The following is a 19,478-nucleotide window of genomic DNA, read 5'->3' on the forward strand; positions in this document are numbered from 1 at the left end:
CTCTCACGCCTCCTTTGCGTCGACGGGGGCGGAGACTGCGGCGGCGCTCGCACCGGAACCGGTACGACGGGACCGGCGCAGCGGGGGCTTGGCGCCGAGCCGCTTCGGGTCCAGCCCGGACCACGGGTGGCCGCTGGAGAAGAACTTCGTGCGGGCCAGCAGGGTCATGACCGGCTTGGTGAAGAGGAACACCACGACCACGTCGAGCAGGGTGGTCAGACCCAGGGTGAAGGCGAAGCCCTGCACCTTGCCGACGGTGACGATGAACAGCACCGCGGCGGCGAGGAACGACACGAAGTCGGACACCAGGATGGTGCGCCGGGCGCGCGGCCAGGCGCGCTCGACGGCCGGACGCAGGGTGCGGCCCTCGCGGATCTCGTCGCGGATGCGTTCGAAGTAGACGATGAACGAGTCCGCGGTGATACCGATGGCGACGATCGCACCGCAGACGGCGGGCAGGTTCAGCGCGAAGCCGATGGCATGTCCGAGCAGCGCCATGATCGTGTAGGTGAGGATGCCGGACACGACGAGGCTGACGATCGCGATGAACGCCAGGCCGCGGTAGTAGGCCAGCAGGTAGATCACGACGAGGGCGAGGCCGATGGCGCCGGCGATGAGCCCGGCCTTCAGCTGCTCGCCGCCGAGCGCGGCGGTGACCGTGGTGACGTTGTCCTCCTGGAAGGACAGCGGCAGGGCGCCGTACGAGAGCATGTTGCCCAGGTCCTGCGCGGTCTGCTGGGTGAAGCCGCCGGAGATCTCGGCGCTGCCGCCGGTCAGGGCCTGGCTGACGTACGGGTCGGAGACGACCTCGTTGTCGAGGACGATCGCGAACTGGTTCTGCGGGGACTGCTTCGTCGCCAGCTCACCGGTGATCTTCGCGAACTTGTCCGAGCCCTTGTCGGTGAACTGCATGGTGACGATCCACTGGCCGCGCTGGGTGTCGATGACACCCTTCGCGTCCTTGACGTCCTTGCCGTCCACGCCGGCCGGGCCGAGCAGCCACTTGCCCCAGGTGCCGCCGCGCTTGCCGCAGGCGAGGGTCGGGTCGGTGGGCTTGACGCCCAGGCCGACGGCCGCGCGCTGCTTCTCGTTCGTGCAGTCGAGGTCCATGAACTTCTGCTGCAGGCTGGAAGCGGCGTCCGACGGGGCCGGGGTCGGCGCCTTGTTGTCGTCTGCCTTCTTCGACTCGCTCGCCGAGGGCGAGGGAGAGGGGCTGCCGGTGGCCATCAGGGCCTCGGGTACGGCGCGGCCCTGGGAAGTGGCGCTGGACGACGGGCTGGGCGACTGGCTCTTGCCGCCATCGGTCTTCGGGGCACCCGAGGTGCTCGCCGAGGGCGACGGGCTGCCGGAGGCGCCCGTGGACGGAGTGGGCTCGGGAGCGATCGGCTTGCCGTCCGCGAACGCGAGGACGGGGCGGAAGTACAGCTGCGCGGTCGTGCCGACCTGGTCGCGGGCCTGCTTCTCGTTCGCACCCTTGGGGATGTTCACGATGATGTGGTCGCGGCCCTGGGTCTGGACCTCGGCCTCCGACACGCCGAGACCGTTGACGCGGCGCTCGATGATGCCGACCGCCGTGTTCATGTTGGTCTCGTTGATCGCGTCCGGCTTGCCGGGTTCGCTCTTGGCCTTGAGCGTGATGCTCGTACCGCCCGCGAGGTCGATGCCAAGCCGGGGAGTCGTCTGACCGGTCAGGAACATCCCCGCGGTGAGCGCCACCATCGCGATCAGGATGATGGCCAGGGCACGCCCCGGCCTCCCCTGAGCCCCCGTGGGCCGCCGGCCCTTCTTCGGTGCTGCCACCTTGTCGTATCTCCCTGTCCAACCGCCCCGCGCCGGGTCAGCGCGCAGACGGCCACGAAATGTGTGTGGGGACCCCTGCCCCCCGCAGAATCGGGTCACTGAAGGGGACCGCCGCGGCCACCGATCAGGCGCCGTGCGGTCCCCCGCCGAGCGCTACTTGGCGCCGGCCTCGCCGTCGGTCTTGCCGTCGGTCTTGCCGTCCGTGGTGTCCTCGGGCGCGTCGGCCGCCGTCTCGTCCTTCTTGCCGAGGTCGAGCTTGGGGGCTTCCGCCTTGTCGGCGTCGGCGGGCTCGTCCTTGAGCAGCGAGGAGGCGTCGTCCGGGACGACCGGCGTGTCGATGGTCAGATCATCGCCGGTGCCGTGGACGATGCGGTTGTACTCCTCGTCCTCGAGGACGGCGCCGATGGCGTTCTTCGCGTAGACCGCGTGCACGCCCGGGGCCACTTCCAGAGTGACGGTGTCCTCACCGATCTCCTTGACCGTGGCGTACATGCCACCGATGGTGCGCACGCCGGAGCCGGGGCCCAGCTGGTCACGCATGGTCACCGCCGCCTGCTGCTTCTTCTTGGCGGAGCGCGTCATCAGGAACATCGCCCCGATGAGCACGACGAACGGGAGGAAGGTCAAGAGGCTACTGTTCACGGGACGAAGATCCTTCGCACGACCGCACGGGAAGCGGCCTTTTTCTACGGGGGGTGGGCATGCCGGCCGTTACGGCCAGCATCGGCGGAGTCTAGGCGAGTCCACACCGATGGAACAACGCCCAGCATGGCACCGCAGTTCCTGACCCGGCGAACCTCCGCGCCGTCAGGCCCCGAACAAGCCACCTTGTCCGGCCGATCCGCTCCCGGGCCGGACCGGCGGTACGAGCCCCAGGTGAGCCCATGCGGCGGGCGTCGCCACCCGTCCCCTGGGCGTCCGCGCGAGCAGGCCCTCGCGCACCAGGAACGGCTCGGCGACCTCCTCCACGGTCTCCCGCTCCTCCCCCACCGCGACGGCGAGGGTCGACAGGCCCACCGGACCGCCGCCGAACAGCTTGAGCAAGGCCTCCAGCACGGCCCGGTCCAGCCGGTCCAGCCCGCGCTCGTCCACCTCGTAGACCTTCAGGGCGGTGGCGGAGACGGCGCGGTTGATCACTCCGTCGGCCCGGACCTGGGCGTAGTCGCGCACCCGGCGCAGGAGCCGGTTCGCGATGCGCGGGGTGCCCCGGGAGCGGCCCGCGATCTCGGCGGCGCCCGCGGTGTCGATCTCCACGTCCAGGAGGCGGGCGGAGCGGTGGATGACGCGTTCCAGCTCCTCGGGGGCGTAGAACTCCATGTGTCCGGTGAATCCGAAGCGGTCGCGCAGCGGCGGCGGCAGCAGGCCGGCACGGGTGGTCGCTCCGACGAGGGTGAACGGCGGCAGCTCCAGCGGGATCGCGGTCGCGCCCGGGCCCTTGCCGACGATCACGTCGACGCGGAAGTCCTCCATCGCCATGTAGAGCATTTCCTCGGCGGGCCGCGACATCCGGTGGATCTCGTCGAGGAAGAGCACCTCGCCCTCCTGGAGGGAGGAGAGGATCGCGGCGAGGTCGCCCGCGTGCTGGATGGCCGGGCCGGAGGTGATCCGGATCGGGGCGCCCATCTCGGCCGCGATGATCATCGACAGCGTGGTCTTGCCGAGGCCCGGCGCGCCGGAGAGCAGCACGTGGTCGGCGGTGGCGCCGCGCTGGCGGGCCGCCTTGAGCACAAGGTCGAGCTGCTGGCGCACCTTCTCCTGGCCGACGAACTCCCCGAGGTCCTTGGGGCGCAGGGCCGCCTCGACCGCGCTGTCCTCGCCGTCGGCGGCGGCCGCGACGAGCCGGTCCGGCTCGTCGTCCTCGCGGTGGTCGCTCTCGTCGTACCCGTTCACGGTGTCAGTCTGCCTTCTCGGTCTGTGCGGTTCGCGCGGCGCGTACGGGCCGTCGGCGGGGGCGGTGTCGGCGGGCGCCGCGGCGGTCCCGGCGGGCGCGGCGACGGGGCCGGGGCCGGCGGGCGCGGTGTCAGCGGGCGCGGTTCAGGGTCTGCAGGGCGGCGCGCAGCAGCTGCGGCACCGGAGCCGGGCCGCCGGCGGCGAGGGCGGCCTCGGCCTGCGGGGTCACCGCGGAGACCGCCTCCTCCGCCTCGCGGGAGGCGTAGCCGAGGCCGATCAGGGCGGCCTGGAGCTGCTCGGTCCAGGGGGCGGGCCCGGCGGCCCGCTGCGCCCCGACCAGGGCGCCCGTGCCCAGCGGCTGGCCCAGCTTGTCCTTGAGCTCCAGGAGCAGCTTCTGGGCTCCCTTCTTGCCGATGCCGGGCACCGCCATCAGGGATTTCTCGTCGCCGGTGGAGACCGCGAGGCGCAGGGCGTCCGGGCTGTGCACGCCGAGCATGGCCTGCGCCAGGCGCGGACCGACGCCGCTCGCGGTCTGCAGCAGCTCGAAGACCTGCCGCTCGTCGTCGTCCGCGAAGCCGTACAGGGTCAGGGAGTCCTCGCGGACGACCAGGGAGGTCGCGAGCTTGGCTTCCTGGCCCAGGCGCAGTCCGGCGATGGTGTTCGGCGTGCAGTGCACGGCCATGCCCACGCCCCCGACCTCGATGACGGCCAGGGTGGGGGCGAGCGCGGCGACCGCGCCGCTGACGAAGGCGATCATCGGGTACGGCCTTTCAGGGCGTTCGGGGCGTGGGGTGCGTGCGGAGCCTGCCGGGCTTTCGCGCCGGCCGCTGCGGCGTGCAGGGCCACGGCCTGCTGCAGCCGGTTCTGGGCCGGGGCGCGCCAGATGTGACAGATGGCGAGGGCGAGCGCGTCGGCCGCGTCGGCGGGCTTGGGGGGCGCGTCGAGCCGCAGCAGCCGGGTCACCATGGCCCCGACCTGCGCCTTGTCGGCCCGCCCGGAACCGGTGACGGCGGCCTTGACCTCACTGGGGGTGTGCAGGACCACGGGCAGCCCGCGGCGCGCGGCGCACAGCATGGCCACCGCGCTGGCCTGGGCGGTGCCCATGACGGTGCTGACGTTGTGCTGGCTGAAGACCCGTTCCACGGCGACGACTTCGGGCCGGTGCTCGTCGAGCCAGGCTTCCAGCCCGGCCTCGATGGCGACCAGCCGCAGGCCGATGTCCGCGTCGGCCGGGCTCCGTACGACGCCCACGCCGAGCATGGTCAGGGGGCGGCCGGCGACCCCGTCGACGACGCCGACTCCGCACCGGGTCAGCCCCGGGTCAACACCGAGCACCCGCACCGCGGCCCCTCCCTCGATCGTCCGTCCGTGTTCTGCGCAGGCTATCCGGCACCACTGACAAAGCGACGGGCCGACAGGGTGTGTCCTGTCGGCCCGTCGATCACAGCAACCATCAATTGAGCAACCACAGCGGCGGGCAACCACATCCGCGAGAGCGGCGGCGGTTCAGCCGCGAAGGGGGACTCAGGCGTCGACCTTCTCCATGACCTCGTCGCTGACGTCGAAGTTGGCGAAGACGTTCTGCACGTCGTCGCTGTCCTCCAGCGCGTCGATCAGTTTGAAGATCTTGCGCGCGCCCTCTTCGTCCAGCTCGACCTGCATGGTCGGCAGGAAGTTGGAGTCGGCCGAGTCGTAGTCGATGCCGGCGCTCTGGAGCGCGGTACGGACCGCGACCAGGTCGGTGGCCTCGCTGATGATCTCGAACTGCTCGCCGAGGTCGTTGACCTCTTCGGCACCCGCGTCGAGCACCGCGTCCAGGACGTCGTCCTCGCTCAGCTCGCCCTTGGGCAGCAGGACGACACCCTTGCGGTTGAACAGGTACGACACCGAACCCGGGTCGGCCATGGAGCCGCCGTTGCGGGTCATGGCGACGCGCACGTCCGAGGCGGCACGGTTGCGGTTGTCGGTGAGGCACTCGATGAGCACCGCGACACCGTTCGGGCCGTAGCCTTCGTACATGATCGTTTCATAGTCGGCGCCGCCCGCTTCGAGACCGGCACCGCGCTTGAGCGCGGAGTCGATGTTCTTGTTCGGGACGGAGCTCTTCTTGGCCTTCTGGACAGCGTCGAAGAGCGTGGGGTTGCCGTCGAGGTCGGCGCCGCCGGTACGCGCCGCGACCTCGATGTTCTTGATCAGCTTCGCGAAGAGCTTGCCGCGCTTGGCATCGATCACGGCCTTCTTGTGCTTCGTCGTAGCCCATTTAGAGTGGCCGGACATCTGCCTGTCTCCTTCGCGTAACCAACGGTGTTCGCCTCAGATCCTACCGGGACTCCTCCCGGGACCCGTTCAGGACCCCGCGCGCACCATGTCCACGAAGTACGCGTGCACCCGGTGGTCGCCGGTCAGCTCCGGGTGGAACGACGTGGCCAGCACATTGCCCTGCCGGACGGCCACGGTGTGGCCGTCGTACGTGGCGAGCACCTCGGCGGCCGCGCCGACCGACTCGACCCAGGGGGCGCGGATGAAGACGCCCTCGACCGGGCCGCCCGCTATGCCGGCGAAGTCGATGGAGGCCTCGAAGGACTCGTTCTGACGGCCGAAGGCGTTGCGGCGGACGATCATGTCGATCCCGCCCAGCGTCTCCTGGTCGTCACGGCCGCCGAGCAGCTTGTCGGCGAGCATGATCATGCCGGCGCAGGTGCCGTAGACCGGCATCCCGGCCCGTACGCGCTCGCGCAGCGGCTCCAGCATGCCGAACAGCACGGCGAGCTTCGACATGGTCGTCGACTCGCCGCCGGGGATCACCAGGGCGTCGACCTCGGCGAGCTCCTCGGGGCGCCGGACCGGCCTGGCCACGGCGTCAGCCGAGGCCAGGGCGATCAGGTGCTCCCGTACGTCGCCCTGGAGTGCCAGGACGCCGATGACGGGGTGGTTGTTCATGGGTGGAATGCCTTACCAGCCGCGGTTGGCGTAGCGCTCGGACTCGGGGAGGGTGTCGCAGTTGATGCCGACCATGGCCTCGCCCAGGTTGCGGGACGCGTCCGCGATGATCTTCGGGTCGTCGTAGAAGGTGGTGGCCTTCACGATGGCGGCGGCGCGCTTGGCCGGGTCGCCCGACTTGAAGATGCCGGAGCCGACGAAGACGCCCTCGGCACCGAGCTGGCGCATCAGCGCGGCGTCCGCGGGGGTGGCGACGCCACCGGCGGAGAACAGCACCACGGGGAGCTTGCCGAGCTCGGCGACCTCCTTGACCAGCTCGTACGGGGCGCGCAGGTCCTTGGCGGCGGCGTACAGCTCGTTGTTGTCGAAGCCGCGCAGGCGGGCGATCTCGTTCTTGATCTGGCGCAGGTGACGGACGGCCTCGACGACGTTGCCGGTGCCGGCCTCGCCCTTCGAACGGATCATGGCCGCGCCCTCGGCGATCCGGCGCAGGGCCTCGCCCAGGTTGGTGGCGCCACAGACGAAGGGGGTCGTGAAGGCGAACTTGTCGCTGTGGTTGACCTCGTCGGCCGGGGTCAGGACCTCGGACTCGTCGATGTAGTCGACGCCGAGGGACTGGAGCACCTGGGCCTCGACGAAGTGACCGATGCGCGACTTGGCCATGACCGGGATCGAGACGGCCTCGATGATCTCTTCGATCATGTTCGGGTCGGACATGCGGGCGACCCCGCCGTCCTTGCGAATGTCGGCCGGGACCCGCTCGAGGGCCATGACGGCCACGGCGCCCGCGTCTTCGGCGATCTTCGCCTGTTCGGCGTTGACCACGTCCATGATCACGCCGCCCTTGAGCTGCTCGGCCATGCCGCGCTTGACGCGAGCGGTGCCGGTCTCGGGGGTCTGCGAAGTGGTGGAAAGCGTGCTCACGGAGGGACCTCACTCGAAGGAAGACGGGTACTGCACAGAGGAAACCCTTCCGGACCAGTCCACTGCAAGGGCCAATGCACAGCCGGTGGCCTGTGCCGCCCGCTCGGCCCAGCGGCCGCACGGCACCGCGGCCGAGGGTATTAGGGCCGGTCGGCGAGGAAGGCCGGGGGCTCGTCGTCCATCTCGAAGGCGAGCGGGAAGGGTGCGTGACCGGCCAGCCGGAACCAGCGGACCTTGCGGTGGCGGCGCAGGGCGCGGGCCGCGCGGACGGCGTCGTTGTGGAAGCGCCGGGCCATCGGAACCCTGCGCACGGCCGCCGCCAGCTCCTCCGCGGCGACCTCGCCGCCCGGGGCCCGCTTGATCTCCTCGACCTGGTCGGCGTCCTCGAAGACCGCGCGCAGCGCCTGGGACAGCTCACTTTCGGCCACCTCGCGGTGCTCCTCCTCCGCCTGGCGCGCCGCGTGCGCGGCCTCGTACAGCACGAGGGAGGAAGCGGGGTCCAGTACGCCGGAGGTGGCCACCTCGAGGACCACCGAGGCCCGCCGCACGAGCTGCGCGTCGAGCGCGGCGCGGGCGGCGTCCATCCGCGAGTGCAGCCGGTCGAGGCGGCCGGCGGTCCAGCTGAGGTAGACCCCGATGACGCCGAGCGCCAGGGCGATCCATACGAGGGTTTCGATCACGGGCGGCGACTTTACCGCCCCCCGCCCGTCACCCGGCCCCCCGCCCGGGGGCGGTGGGGGGAGCGGGCGGGGCCCGGGCGGGTCAGGAGAACGACGACGGGGTGGCGCCGCGGGTCAGGCCCAGGCGGGCGCGCAGGCCCACGCGTTCGTCCGTGGCCACCGAGGCCGCGCCGTCCGCGACCGTCTCGTAGACCGCGAGGATGTCCGCGCCGACCGTCGACCAGTCGAAGCGCCGCACGTGGGCGGAGCCGCGGGCGCTGAGCCCGGCCCGCCGCTCGGGGTCGCGCAGCAGGGCGATCGCGCCGGCCGCCAGGGCGTCGGCGTCCTCGTTCGCGAAGAGCTCCCCCGCGGCGCCCTTGTCCAGGACCTGGGCGAAGGCGTCCAGGTCCGAGGCCAGCACCGGGGCCCCGGCCGAGAGCGCCTCGACCAGGATGATCCCGAAGCTCTCGCCACCGGTGTTGGGGGCGACGTACACGTCGACGCTGCGCAGCAGCCGTGCCTTGTCCTCGTCGGAGACCATGCCGAGGAATTCGACGCGCTCCCGCAGGGCCGGCGGCAGCGAGGCCACCGCCTCCTCCTCGTCGCCGCGGCCCGCGACCAGCAGCCGTACGTCCGGGCAGGCCTCCACGATCTTGGGGAAGGCGGCCATCAGCACCGGCATCCCCTTGCGCGGTTCGTCGATGCGGCCGATGAAGCCGAGCGTGCCGCCCTGCCATTCGGGCTTCGGCTCGGCCGCGGCGAAGAAGTCGACGTCGACGCCGTTGGGGATGACGACGGCGTCCCCGCCGAGGTGTTCCACCAGCGTGCGCCGGGCGTACTCGCTGACCGCGATCCGCGCGCTGATCTTCTCCAGCGCGGGCTGCAGGATCGGGTACGCGGCGATCATGGCCCGCGAGCGCGGGTTCGACGTGTGGAAGGTGGCCACGATCGGGCCCTGGGCCGCCCAGCAGGCGAGCAGACCCAGCGAGGGCGAGGTCGGCTCGTGGATGTGGATGACGTCGAAGGTGCCCTCGTGCAGCCAGCGGCGGACCCGCGCGGCCGAGAGGAAGCCGAAGTTCAGCCGGGCCACCGAGCCGTTGTAGGGCACCGGTACCGCGCGCCCCGCCGAGACGACGTAGGGCGGCAGCGGGGTGTCCTCCTCCGCCGGGGCCAGCACCGAGACCTCGTGGCCCCGCTCGATCAGGTGTTCCGCCAGGTCACGGATGTGGAACTGGACGCCGCCGGGGACGTCCCAGGAGTACGGACACACGACGCCGATCCTCATCCGGCGCCCTCCCCGCGCTCCACGGACGACCGGGGCTCCACGGACGGCTCTCGGGGCTCCTCGGACGACCTGGGCTCGCGGGGGCCGCGGGGCTCCAGGTCCTCCAGCCACAGGCGCTGGAGCATGTGCCAGTCCTCCGGGTGCTCGGCGATCCCGGCGGCGAAGGCGTCGGCCACCGCCTGGGTCATCGCCGCGGTCTTCTCGTCCCGGGTCCCCGCCTCCGGTACCGCCACCGGCGCGTGGAAGCGGCCCCGCATCACCGGGGTGTCCTCGTACCAGAGCGTCACCGGGACCAGCAGCGCGCCCGTCTGCTGGGCGAGCAGCGCGGGACCGGCGGGCATCCGGGCCGTGGCGCCGAAGAAGTCCACCTCGACGCCGGAGGAGGACAGGTCCCGGTCGGCGACCAGGCAGATCAGCCCGCCCGAGCGCAGCCTGCGGGCGAGGACGCCGAAAGCCGCGCCGCCGCTGTGCGGCAGCACCTCCATGCCCAGGCTCTCGCGGTAGGCCACGAACCGGTCGTACAGGCTCTCCGGCTTGAGCCGCTCGGCGACCGTGGTGAAGGGGATGCCCTTGTCGCTGGTCACCCAGGCGCCGGCGAGGTCCCAGTTGGCCAGGTGCGGCAGGGCGATGATCACACCGCGACCGGCGGCCATGCCGTCGAGCAGGACCTGCTCGCCGTCCAGCCGGACCTCCGTGGCGAAGCGTTCCTTGTTCATCGCGGGCAGCCGGAAGGATTCCATCCAGTAGCGCATGTACGAGCGCATGCCCGCCCGGGACAGCTCCCGCAGCCGCTCCGGCCCGGCGTCGGGCACCACCCGGGCCAGGTTCGCCTCCAGCCGCAGCACGCTCTTGCCGCGCCGCTTCCAGACCCGGTCCGCGATCGCGCGGCCGAGCGCGACCGCCGTCGGCTCCGGCAGCTTCTTCACCCCGGCCCAGCCGAGCCCGAAGGCGGCGTCCGTCAGCTTCTCCGTCAGCGCGCCCATCAGGCGCCGCCGCCCTCGGCCACGGCCGCGGCCGCGTCGGCCTCCGCCGCCTCGCGGCGCACGGTCACCACCCGCTGGATCAGCGTCACCAGGGAGCCGGCCGCCACCACCCAGAGCGCGATCGGCAGCAGCACCCCGATCCACGACGGCACGCCGAAGGTCTCCAGGCCGGACAGACCGGCCGCGACCAGCGTGATCACGAGGCGCTCGGCGCGCTCGATGAGCCCGTTGACGGCCACCGGAAGCCCGATCGCCTCGCCCCGGGCCTTGGTGTAGGACACCACCTGGCCGCTCGCCAGGCAGAAGACGGCCACGGCGCACAGCATGTTGTCGTGGCCCGATCCGGCGTACCAGAGCGCCAGACCACCGAAGATCGCGGAGTCCGCCACCCGGTCGAGCGTCGAGTCCAGGAACGCGCCCCACCGGCTGGAGACTCCGGCCTGCCGCGCCATGTTCCCGTCGACCAGGTCGGAGAACACGAAGAGGGTGATCGTGATCGTGCCCCAGAAGAACTCTCCCCGCGGGAAGAAGACCAGCGCTCCGGCCACCACTCCGGCCGTGCCGATCAGGGTGACCGCGTCCGGGCTCACCCCCCGACGGAGCAGAAACGCGGCGAACGGTGTGAGGACACGCGTAAAGAATGCACGCGCGTACTTGTTCAGCATGGCCTTCCCAGGGGGTCGCTGGGCCGCACGGCCACCACGGCCACCGGCTGGCCCATCGTAGCCAGCGCCCGGGGCCCCCACCGCCGCGCACCCACCGTGGGGCCCTCGCAATACCCGGTTCGCGCCACGGGAGCCCCCGGCGCGGGGGTGTCCGGGTACGACGTATGGACGCAGTGTGACGCCAGTGCAAAGCTCGAAGGGACGCTCGCGTGACGTGCGGAGGATCCCACCCCGATACCCACCCCCGATACCCACCCCGATACCCACCCCCGATCCCCCACCCCGATCACCTCTCCGTCCCACCTCGCCGTTCCACCTCACCGTCCACCGGGAGGCACGAGAATCATGGGTGACAAGACGCAGCAATCCGGGGCCGCCGGCAGGGCACTGACGGCCGACCGCCCCTCTTCGATACGCAACGTGGTGCTGGTCGGCCACAGTGGAGCCGGAAAGACCACCCTGGTCGAGGCCCTCGCCCTGACCGCCGGAGCCGTCGGCCGGGCCGGCCGGGTCGAGGACGGCGCGACCGTCTCCGACTACGACGAGATCGAGCACCGGCGCCAGCGCTCGGTCCAGCTCTCGCTCGTCCCGGTCGCCTGGGGCGACATCAAGATCAATATTCTGGACACCCCCGGATACGCCGATTTCGTCGGGGAACTCAGGGCCGGTCTGCGCGCCGCGGACGCGGCCCTCTTCGTCGTCTCGGCCGCCGGGGGCGCCACGGACGGCGAAGACGGCGTAGGGCTCTCCGGCGCGACCCGCATGGTCTGGGACGAATGCGCGGCCGTCGGAATGCCCCGCGCCATCGTCGTCACGCACCTGGAGGCCGCCCGCGCCGACTACGCGAGGATGGCGGCCGTCTGCGGCGAGACCTTCGGCCCCGACGACCCCGACGCCGTCCTCCCCCTCTACCTGCCCCTCCACGGGCCCGCCGGGGCCGACGGCCACGCCCCCGTCACCGGGCTGCTGGGGCTGCTCTCGCGGCGCGTGTACGACTACAGCTCCGGCGAGCGCGTCGAACGCGACCCCGACCCCGCCGAGCTGTCCCTCATCACCGACGCCCGGGCCCGCCTGATCGAGGGGATCATCGCCGAGAGCGAGGACGAGACCCTCATGGACCGCTACCTCGCCGGCGAGGAGATCGACGTCAAGACCCTCGTCGACGACCTGGAGCGGGCCGTCGCGCGCGGCACCTTCCACCCCGTGCTGATGGCCGCCCCCGCCGCCGACGGCGCGCGCCAGGGCCTCGGTACGGTCGAACTCCTCGAACTGATCACCGGCGGGTTCCCCACGCCCCTGGAGCGCCCCGCCCTCGCCGTCACCGACCCGGGCGGCGCCCCGCGCCCCGCCGTCACCTGCGATCCCGACGGCCCGCTGCTCGCCGAGGTCGTCAAGACCTCCTCCGACCCCTACGTCGGCCGGGTCTCCCTCGTCCGCGTCTTCTCCGGCACCCTGAGCCCCGAGGAGATCCTGCACGTCTGCGGCCACTTCCCCGGTCGCGACGGGGCCGCGCCCCGCGATCTGCACGAGGCCGACGAGCGCGTCGGCACCCTCACCGCCCCGTTCGGCAAGCAGCAGCGCACCCTCGCGCGGTGCATCGCGGGCGACCTCGCCTGCGTGGCCAAACTCACGCACGCCGAAACCGGCGACACCCTCTCCGCGAAGGCCCGGCCCCTCCTCATGGAGCCCTGGGCGATGCCCGACCCGCTGCTCCCCCTCGCCATCGAGGCCCACAGCAAGGCCGACGAGGACAAGCTCTCCCAGGGGCTCGCCCGGCTCGTCGCCGAGGACCCCACCATGCGCCTGGAGCAGAACCAGCACACCCACCAGCTGGTCCTGTGGTGTCTCGGCGAGGCCCACCAGGAGGTCGCCCTGGAACGGCTGCGCAGCCGGTACGGCGTCCGGGTCGACGCCGTCCCCCACAAGGTGAGCCTGCGCGAGACCTTCGGTGCCAAGGCCACCGGCCGCGGCCGCCACGTCAAACAGTCCGGCGGCCACGGCCAGTTCGCGATCTGCGAGATCGACGTCGAGCCGCTCCCGGCGGGCAGCGGCATCGAGTTCGTGGACAAGGTGGTCGGCGGGGCCGTGCCGCGCCAGTTCATCCCGTCCGTCGAGAAGGGCGTACGGGCCCAGGCCGCCCGCGGCGTGGCCGCCGGGTATCCGCTGGTCGACGTACGCATCACCCTGCGCGACGGCAAGGCGCACTCCGTGGACTCCTCGGACGCGGCCTTCCAGACCGCGGGAGCCCTGGCTCTGCGCGAGGCGGCCGCCGACACCGCGATCCACCTCCTCGAACCCGTCGCCGAACTGACCGTCCTGGTCCCCGACGCCTACGTCGGCCCCGTGATGAGCGACCTCGCCGGACGCCGCGGCCGGGTCGTCGGCACCGAACAGGCGGGTCCCGGACGCTCGGTGGTCCGCGCCGAGATCCCCGAGATCGAGATCGGCCGCTACGCCGTGGAGCTGCGCTCGGTCTCCCACGGTACCGGCGGCTTCAGCCGTGTCTACGCCCGCCACGAGCCCATGCCGCCACCGCTCGCGGACAAGATGCGCGAACAGGACGAGAAGGGGCACCAGTTGACATAGCGGTCCGGGGACCGCCCACCCAACCCGCTTGCGGTGGGCGGTATTTCCCTGTCCCATGACCATCGGGGGCCGACCCTCGCTAGGCTCTTTCAGGCTCGGCGGGGCGGGGCAGAACACAGGGTGGGCGCGCGACACCCCGTGGGCGGGACACCGGTACCCGCAGGACACCGGGACCAGCGGGACACCGTACGGCGGCACACCGGTGGCGGGACTCCGAGGACTCCGGGCACGGCACAAAGGCACAGCGATGGGGGCAGCGGTGGCGGACGACGGTTTCGACTTCAGGCCGGGGGCGCAGATCCCCCTCCAGGGTGGCGGCGGCCAGACCGCGGCGACCAACGCGCTGGCCTCCGCCGCGTACCGCGACGGCAAGCCCGACGAGATACTCAAAGCCAACAACGAGCACTACGAGTCCACCGTGAAGAAGGGGAAGATCTCCCTCTTCGAGCCCAACTTCGGCGAGGCCTTCTGCCGGGCCGTCGAGGCCCGCATGCTCGGCGCGGGCCGCAAACCGCTGATCCAGTCCTTCGGCGCCGACCCGCAGACCGTCGTCGAGCACTGCCTCGCCGCCTCGCGCCTGCGCAAGGAACGCGACGGCAAGCTCCGGCTGATCATGCTGGTCAGCGGCCTGCCCTTCCTGCCCGGACTGCTGCTGTGGCTGGGCCTGTTCCAGCTGCGCAAGTCCCTCGGCGGGAGCGAGAACAAGCGCGCGTCCTGGATCGGCACCGCGTTCCTCGTCGGCATCGCGCTCGTCCTGGCCATCTTGATGTTCCGGCTGCCGTTCACCGGGTTCTGGGGTCTCTACCTGCGCGCGATGATCATCGCGCCCGTCGCGGGCTGGCTGCTCGCGGCCCGGATCTGCGAGGCGTCCGCCAAGGACATGCGGGCCCGCTGGGACGGCCTGCTCGGCGGGGCCGCCGTCGGCGCCAAGATCCCCGAGGCGGTCCCCGGCAACCCCGACGAGAAGAACCGCGAGGACCTGCGCCACCAGCTCGCGAAGCTCACCGCCGAGGGCCGCAGCAACTCCGTCTTCTACGCCGGCCCCAAGGGCATCCTCGGCATGGGCACCCGGTGGGGCAGCTGGCAGCTGGCGGAGGACCTCGCCCCGAAGACCGAGGGCGCCGAGATCCACCCCTTCCGCAGCTGGGACGTGATCCGCGCGGTCCAGGACCAGCTGCGCATGCTGGAACGCGGCCCGCTGCACACCGGCGGCTTCCCGCCGCCCTCCATCACGCACTGGATCGTCACCCCGGTCGGCGAGGGCGCCAAGGAGGTGGCCCGCCCCACCGGCGCGGACGTCGACACCTTCCTCATCAAGCAGCACGAGGTCACCCGGATCTGCAACGAGCAGCAGTTCGGCGCGGGCAACCGGCACTACCTCGGGGTCCAGTGGCCCCTGTGGGACGGTCAGTTGGTGATCACGATGATGGTCACCGTCACCGTGCTCTACAAGACCCTGCGCGTGGACGTCACCGCCCATGCGCTCGGTCCGGTGCACGGCCTGTTCACCACCAAGTCCGCGCCGAAGACCACCGAGGTCGCCAAGACCCTCCGCTTCTGGGAGACCGTGGAGCGCACCCACGCCCTCGTGGACACCTCCGAGGTGGTGCGCCTCGCGGTCCGCGCCCCGTTCAGCTGGTACCCGCCGCTGCTCGACTTCCTGGGCGGGAAGCTGGTCCTGCCGGAGCCGTTCGGCGTCCGGCACGTGTGGGCCGGTTCGATGTGGCGCCACCGCTTCATGGCGGACGACGCGATGCGCACGGCGACGCCCGTACTGCGCGCGGTGCACGCGGCCGCCATGCGCGTTCTCGACGAGAACGGCGTCGACACGGACCGCTTCGCCAACCGCTCGATGATCGTCAGCGGCATGGTCCAGGACGCCGCGCCCCGCAAGGCCGACGCCTACGACGCCTGACCCCCGCGCCCGACGACCGCCCCGCTCGCGCTGCTCCCGCTGCCCCGCTCCCGCCGCCACGGGAGCGGGGCAGCGGGCGTTCCGGGCGGTAGGAGGATCCGCCCGCCCGGGGGCAAACCCGGGGCAAATGCGGAGGCAAAAAAGAAAGGCAAGGAAGCGAACGCGCTCCTTGCCACTCCTAACTTATAGCGCACTGGGGGGCTTGCGGCAAGGCCCCCGTGGTGGGGCAAAATCGCGGACCGAGGCCAGATCCTGACGAATTGGGAGATGTACCACGTTGCGTCCGCTTTCGCCCCAGACCATCAGCGCGTTCGACCTGCCCGACCACCTCGCCCCCAAGTCCGACCCCGCACTGATCGACGGCGACGAGCGGCACTTCGCCGCCCTCTCGGAGAGCCTCGCGCAGACGATCGCCGAACTGTCCGACCGGCTCGCGGCCACGCGCAAGGCTCCCGGCGGCATCGGGCGCGAGGCGATGGACCGGGACGCGGAGATCCACCGCCTGACCGCCCGGCTGCGCACGCTGCGCCGTTTCGGCCTGGACCTGTGCCTGGGGCGCATCGTCCCCGCGGACCACTCCGAGCCCGTCCACGTCGGCCGCCTCGGCCTGACCGACGCCACGGGGCGCCGACTGCTGCTCGACTGGCGCTCCCCCGCCGCCGAACCGTTCTTCGCGGCCACCCACGGCAACCCGATGGGGCTGGCGAGCCGCCGCAGGTACCGCTGGACCCGGGGCCGGATCAGCGACTACTGGGACGAGGTGTTCGCCCCCGAGGGGCTCGAAGGGCACGCGGCGCTCGACGACCAGTCGGCGTTCATCGCCAGTCTGGGCGTCAACCGCTCGGCCCGCATGCGCGACGTGCTGGCCACCCTCCAGGCCGACCAGGACGCGATCGTCCGGGCCGGGTCCCGCGGGGCCCTCGTCATCGACGGCGGTCCGGGCACGGGCAAGACCGTCGTCGCCCTGCACCGCTCCGCCTACCTCCTCCACTCCGACCCCCGCCTCGGACACCGGCGCGGCGGCGTGCTGTTCGTCGGCCCGCACCAGCCCTACCTGGCCTACGTCGCCGACGTCCTGCCCAGCCTCGGCGAGGAGGGCGTACGGACGTGCACCCTGCGGGACCTCGTCGCCGAGGGGGCCGGGGCGACCGTCGAGACCGACCCGGACGTGGCCCGCCTGAAGGCGTCCGCGGACCTGGTGAAGGCGATCGAACCGGCCGTCCGCCTCTACGAGGAGCCGCCCGCCGAGGGCATGACCGTGTCGAGCCACTGGTCCGACATCTGGCTGAGCCCCGACGACTGGGCCGCCGCGTTCGAGGCGGTCGAACCGGGGACCCCCCACAACGAGGCGCGCGACCAGATCCTGGAAGAGCTGCTCGCGATCCTGATCGGGAAGGACGAGAGCGAGGCGCCGCCCCAGCTGCTGCGGCGCTCGCTGCTCCAGGACCGGGACCTGATCACGGCCCTCCACCGCGCGTGGCCGATGCTCGACGCCGCCGAGCTGGTCGCGGACCTCTGGTCGGTGCCCGCGTACCTGCGCCGGTGCGCGCCCTGGCTCGCGCCCGAGGACGTACGGACACTGCACCGCGCGGACGCCCGGGCCTGGACGGTGTCCGACCTGCCGTTCCTGGACGCGGCGCGGCAGCGGCTCGGCGACCCGGAGGTCTCCCGGCGCGCGCGCCGCAACGAAGCCGCCGTCGCCGCGGAACGCGCGCGCAGGGCCGAGGCCATCGACAGCCTGCTGCAGAACACCGTCATCGACGAGAGCGAAGGCGCGCTCGGGATGCTGCACGGCAGCGACCTGCGGGAGAGCCTGATCGACGAGAGCGCGCTGGCCACCGCCGAACCCGACCTGCTCGCCGGGCCGTTCGCCCACGTGGTGGTGGACGAGGCCCAGGAACTGACCGACGCGGAATGGCAGATGCTGCTGCTGCGCTGCCCGTCCCGGAGCTTCACCATCGTCGGCGACCGCGCCCAGGCCCGGCGCGGGTTCACCGAGTCGTGGCGGGAGCGACTGGAGCGGGCCGGGCTCGACCGGATCACCGTGGCGTCCCTGAGCGTCAACTACCGCACGCCCGAGGAGGTCATGGCGGAAGCGGAGCCCGCCATCCGCACCGCGCTCCCGGACGCCAACGTGCCGACCTCCATCCGCAGCAGCGGCGTCCCCGTCGTCCACGGCTCCGTCGCGGACCTGGACGAGGTCCTGGGCACCTGGCTCGCCACGCACCCCGAGGGCACCGCCTGCGTCATCAGTACGGCCGGCGCCACCGCCCTCGACGGCCTCGACGCCCTCGACCGTGCCGCGCCGCGGGCGGCGTCCCGCGTGCGCTCGCTCACGCCGGAACTGTCGAAGGGCCTCGAATTCGACCTGGTCGTCCTCATCGACCCGCGGTCATTCGGCGACGGCGTGGCAGGAGCCGTCGACCGCTACGTCGCGATGACCCGCGCGACCCGCCAACTCGTCGTCCTGACGAGCTGACGGGCTGACGGGCGCCGCTCCCCTAGCCGAGCTCGTAGTCGAACCAGATGCGGTGCGTGCCGTCGGCGTCCACGGCCATCCCCCCGGCGCCGGAGATCCCGGCCAGCTCGCCGGTACCGCTGGAGGGCACGAGGGTGAAGAACTCCGCCGTGCGTTCGCTGCCGGTCGTGGTCGCCGAGTGCACGAAGTTGAAGGCGCCCGCCCGCCCGTGCAGGGCGCCTTCGAACGACTCCATGGCCACATAGGTGCCGACGCCGCTCGCCTGGTCGAACGCGGCGGTGAAGAGGGTCGCCGAACGCCCCTCGGCCTCCCCCTCGTAGTGCTTCTCCATCGTCGCCACGCCTACGGGCAGTGCGGTGGGCACGGCCGGTTCGGGCTTCAGCTCGGTCGGGACGAACGCTTCGACCGTGAAGGTCGCGGTAGCTCTCATGCGCCGACCGTAGCGGGACCCTCTGACAATCGCGGGCCGCCGAGCTGCTGGACGCCGGCGGCGCGCGTCCCGCCCCTCTCCCCACGCCCGGCGGCCCGGACGCGGCCGTCGTCTCCGCCCGGGGCACGGCCCACGAGCTGCTCCTCGTCATGTACGGCCGGATCCCGCTGGACTCCCTGCGGCTCGAGGGCGACCGGCGTCGGATCGAACTGCTGCAGAGCTGGGACCCGGAGGCCTGGGTCGCCCCTTTCGGCCCAGGGCTCCCCGGACACCGCACCGGTCAGTCGACGGGCCAGGAGTCGGCCAGCATCTGCCGGGTGTCGGCGAGGAGTTGGGGCAGCACCTTGGTGTGTCCGACGACCGGCATGAAGTTCGTGTCCCCGCCCCAGCGGGGCACGATGTGCTGGTGCAGGTGCGCGGCGATCCCGGCGCCGGCGGCGGCGCCCTGGTTCATGCCGATGTTGAAGCCGTGCGCCCCGGAGGCCTTGCGCAGCGCGGCCATGGCCCGCTTCGTGAGGTCGGCGAGCTCCGCGGTCTCGGGGCCGTCCAGCTCGGTGTAGTCGGCGACGTGCCGGTAGGGGACGACCATGAGGTGCCCGCCGTTGTACGGGTACAGGTTGAGCACGGCGTAGACGTGCTTGCCCCGGGCGACGATCAGGCCGTCCGCGTCGGACATCTCCGGAATCCCGCAGAAGGGACAGCCGTCACCGGCCTCCGGGCCGGTCGGCTTGTTCTCCCCCTGGATGTAGGCCATCCGGTGGGGCGTCCACAGCCGCTGGAACGCGTCCTGCGTGCCGACACCGATCTGCTGCTCCGGCTCACTCGTCATGGGATGCAGCATATGACCTTGCCGTCACGGACGAGGAAGGCCCCCCCGCAAAGAAAAAAAACCCCGGGCCCTACGAGGGCGGGAACGGGCCCC

At 72.0% G+C, this 19,478-nt stretch carries 17 protein-coding genes; 3 read left to right on the forward strand and 14 right to left on the reverse strand.

The window, feature by feature from the left end; all coding sequences use genetic code 11:
- Window positions 1–3: 3 nt before the first annotated feature.
- The 12 genes from secD to pgsA all read right to left on the reverse strand — a co-directional run bounded on the left by secD (window position 4) and on the right by pgsA (window position 11,146).
- Window positions 4–1,800: a protein translocase subunit SecD gene (gene secD / locus ABT084_RS13560; RefSeq protein ID WP_351042160.1), complete on the reverse strand. Its 1,797-nt coding sequence runs from the start codon at window positions 1,798–1,800 to the stop codon at window positions 4–6.
- Window positions 1,801–1,953: 153 nt separating this feature from the next.
- On the reverse strand, window positions 1,954–2,442 hold the full coding sequence (gene yajC, locus ABT084_RS13565; protein ID WP_351042163.1) for a preprotein translocase subunit YajC: 489 nt from the start codon (window positions 2,440–2,442) through the stop codon (window positions 1,954–1,956).
- A gap of 165 nt (window positions 2,443–2,607) precedes the next feature.
- Window positions 2,608–3,690 (reverse strand): Holliday junction branch migration DNA helicase RuvB, encoded by a 1,083-nt coding sequence (gene ruvB / locus ABT084_RS13570; protein ID WP_351042166.1) that lies wholly within the window; start codon window positions 3,688–3,690, stop codon window positions 2,608–2,610.
- Window positions 3,691–3,820: 130 nt separating this feature from the next.
- Window positions 3,821–4,447 (reverse strand): Holliday junction branch migration protein RuvA, encoded by a 627-nt coding sequence (gene ruvA, locus ABT084_RS13575; RefSeq protein ID WP_351042169.1) that lies wholly within the window; start codon window positions 4,445–4,447, stop codon window positions 3,821–3,823.
- Window positions 4,444–5,031: a crossover junction endodeoxyribonuclease RuvC gene (ruvC, locus tag ABT084_RS13580; protein ID WP_351042171.1), complete on the reverse strand. Its 588-nt coding sequence runs from the start codon at window positions 5,029–5,031 to the stop codon at window positions 4,444–4,446. The genes ruvA and ruvC overlap by 4 nt, the downstream gene beginning before the upstream one ends.
- Window positions 5,032–5,214: 183 nt before the next feature.
- Window positions 5,215–5,967 (reverse strand): YebC/PmpR family DNA-binding transcriptional regulator, encoded by a 753-nt coding sequence (locus tag ABT084_RS13585; protein ID WP_351042173.1) that lies wholly within the window; start codon window positions 5,965–5,967, stop codon window positions 5,215–5,217.
- 69 nt (window positions 5,968–6,036) lie between these two features.
- Entirely contained in the window at window positions 6,037–6,630 is a 594-nt protein-coding gene (gene pdxT / locus ABT084_RS13590; protein ID WP_351042176.1) for a pyridoxal 5'-phosphate synthase glutaminase subunit PdxT, read from the reverse strand.
- A gap of 12 nt (window positions 6,631–6,642) precedes the next feature.
- On the reverse strand, window positions 6,643–7,554 hold the full coding sequence (pdxS, locus tag ABT084_RS13595; RefSeq protein ID WP_351042179.1) for a pyridoxal 5'-phosphate synthase lyase subunit PdxS: 912 nt from the start codon (window positions 7,552–7,554) through the stop codon (window positions 6,643–6,645).
- Window positions 7,555–7,694: 140 nt separating this feature from the next.
- Window positions 7,695–8,234, reverse strand: coding sequence for a LemA family protein (locus ABT084_RS13600; protein ID WP_351042182.1), 540 nt, complete (start codon window positions 8,232–8,234; stop codon window positions 7,695–7,697).
- An 82-nt stretch (window positions 8,235–8,316) separates the two neighbouring features.
- A complete protein-coding gene (locus ABT084_RS13605; RefSeq protein ID WP_351042184.1) occupies window positions 8,317–9,498 on the reverse strand; it encodes a glycosyltransferase family 4 protein in 1,182 nt (393 codons plus the stop codon).
- Window positions 9,495–10,481 (reverse strand): phosphatidylinositol mannoside acyltransferase, encoded by a 987-nt coding sequence (locus ABT084_RS13610; protein ID WP_351042187.1) that lies wholly within the window; start codon window positions 10,479–10,481, stop codon window positions 9,495–9,497. The genes ABT084_RS13605 and ABT084_RS13610 overlap by 4 nt, the downstream gene beginning before the upstream one ends.
- A complete protein-coding gene (pgsA, locus tag ABT084_RS13615) occupies window positions 10,481–11,146 on the reverse strand; it encodes a phosphatidylinositol phosphate synthase (RefSeq protein ID WP_351042190.1) in 666 nt (221 codons plus the stop codon). The genes ABT084_RS13610 and pgsA overlap by 1 nt, the downstream gene beginning before the upstream one ends.
- A gap of 345 nt (window positions 11,147–11,491) precedes the next feature.
- On the opposite strand from pgsA, the gene ABT084_RS13620 reads away from it, so the two are divergent.
- The 3 genes from ABT084_RS13620 (at window position 11,492) to helR (ending at window position 18,126) form a co-directional block, all read left to right on the forward strand.
- Entirely contained in the window at window positions 11,492–13,732 is a 2,241-nt protein-coding gene (locus tag ABT084_RS13620; protein ID WP_351042193.1) for an elongation factor G-like protein EF-G2, read from the forward strand.
- A gap of 247 nt (window positions 13,733–13,979) precedes the next feature.
- The gene (locus ABT084_RS13625) at window positions 13,980–15,647 is read left to right on the forward strand and encodes an AbeC-like domain-containing protein (protein WP_351042196.1); all 1,668 of its coding nucleotides are present in this window, start codon (window positions 13,980–13,982) and stop codon (window positions 15,645–15,647) included.
- A 277-nt stretch (window positions 15,648–15,924) separates the two neighbouring features.
- Window positions 15,925–18,126 (forward strand): RNA polymerase recycling motor ATPase HelR, encoded by a 2,202-nt coding sequence (gene helR / locus ABT084_RS13630; RefSeq protein ID WP_351042199.1) that lies wholly within the window; start codon window positions 15,925–15,927, stop codon window positions 18,124–18,126.
- A gap of 22 nt (window positions 18,127–18,148) precedes the next feature.
- On the opposite strand, the gene ABT084_RS13635 is transcribed toward helR, so the two are convergent.
- Both ABT084_RS13635 and ABT084_RS13640 read right to left on the reverse strand, forming a co-directional pair.
- The gene (locus ABT084_RS13635) at window positions 18,149–18,556 is read right to left on the reverse strand and encodes a DUF3224 domain-containing protein (RefSeq protein ID WP_351042202.1); all 408 of its coding nucleotides are present in this window, start codon (window positions 18,554–18,556) and stop codon (window positions 18,149–18,151) included.
- Between the two features lie 280 nt (window positions 18,557–18,836).
- Complete coding sequence (locus ABT084_RS13640; protein ID WP_351042205.1) at window positions 18,837–19,397, reverse strand: HIT family protein; 561 nt, start codon at window positions 19,395–19,397, stop codon at window positions 18,837–18,839.
- Between the last annotated feature and the right edge of the window lie 81 nt (window positions 19,398–19,478).

This window comes from Streptomyces sp. NPDC002138 (genome assembly GCF_040296485.1).
Taxonomy (GTDB): domain Bacteria; phylum Actinomycetota; class Actinomycetes; order Streptomycetales; family Streptomycetaceae; genus Streptomyces.

Excerpts from the sequence above, each read along its gene's own strand:
- ruvA (WP_351042169.1), bottom strand. The coding sequence starts at position 4,447 with ATGATCGCCTTCGTCAGCGGCGCGGTCGCCGCGCTCGCCCCCACCCTG.
- ABT084_RS13585 (WP_351042173.1), bottom strand. The coding sequence starts at position 5,967 with ATGTCCGGCCACTCTAAATGGGCTACGACGAAGCACAAGAAGGCCGTG.
- pdxT (WP_351042176.1), bottom strand. The coding sequence starts at position 6,630 with ATGAACAACCACCCCGTCATCGGCGTCCTGGCACTCCAGGGCGACGTA.
- ABT084_RS13605 (WP_351042184.1), bottom strand. The coding sequence starts at position 9,498 with ATGAGGATCGGCGTCGTGTGTCCGTACTCCTGGGACGTCCCCGGCGGC.
- ABT084_RS13610 (WP_351042187.1), bottom strand. The coding sequence starts at position 10,481 with ATGGGCGCGCTGACGGAGAAGCTGACGGACGCCGCCTTCGGGCTCGGC.
- pgsA (WP_351042190.1), bottom strand. The coding sequence starts at position 11,146 with ATGCTGAACAAGTACGCGCGTGCATTCTTTACGCGTGTCCTCACACCG.
- ABT084_RS13620 (WP_351042193.1), top strand. The coding sequence starts at position 11,492 with ATGGGTGACAAGACGCAGCAATCCGGGGCCGCCGGCAGGGCACTGACG.
- ABT084_RS13625 (WP_351042196.1), top strand. The coding sequence starts at position 13,980 with ATGGGGGCAGCGGTGGCGGACGACGGTTTCGACTTCAGGCCGGGGGCG.
- ABT084_RS13635 (WP_351042202.1), bottom strand. The coding sequence starts at position 18,556 with ATGAGAGCTACCGCGACCTTCACGGTCGAAGCGTTCGTCCCGACCGAG.
- ABT084_RS13640 (WP_351042205.1), bottom strand. The coding sequence starts at position 19,397 with ATGCTGCATCCCATGACGAGTGAGCCGGAGCAGCAGATCGGTGTCGGC.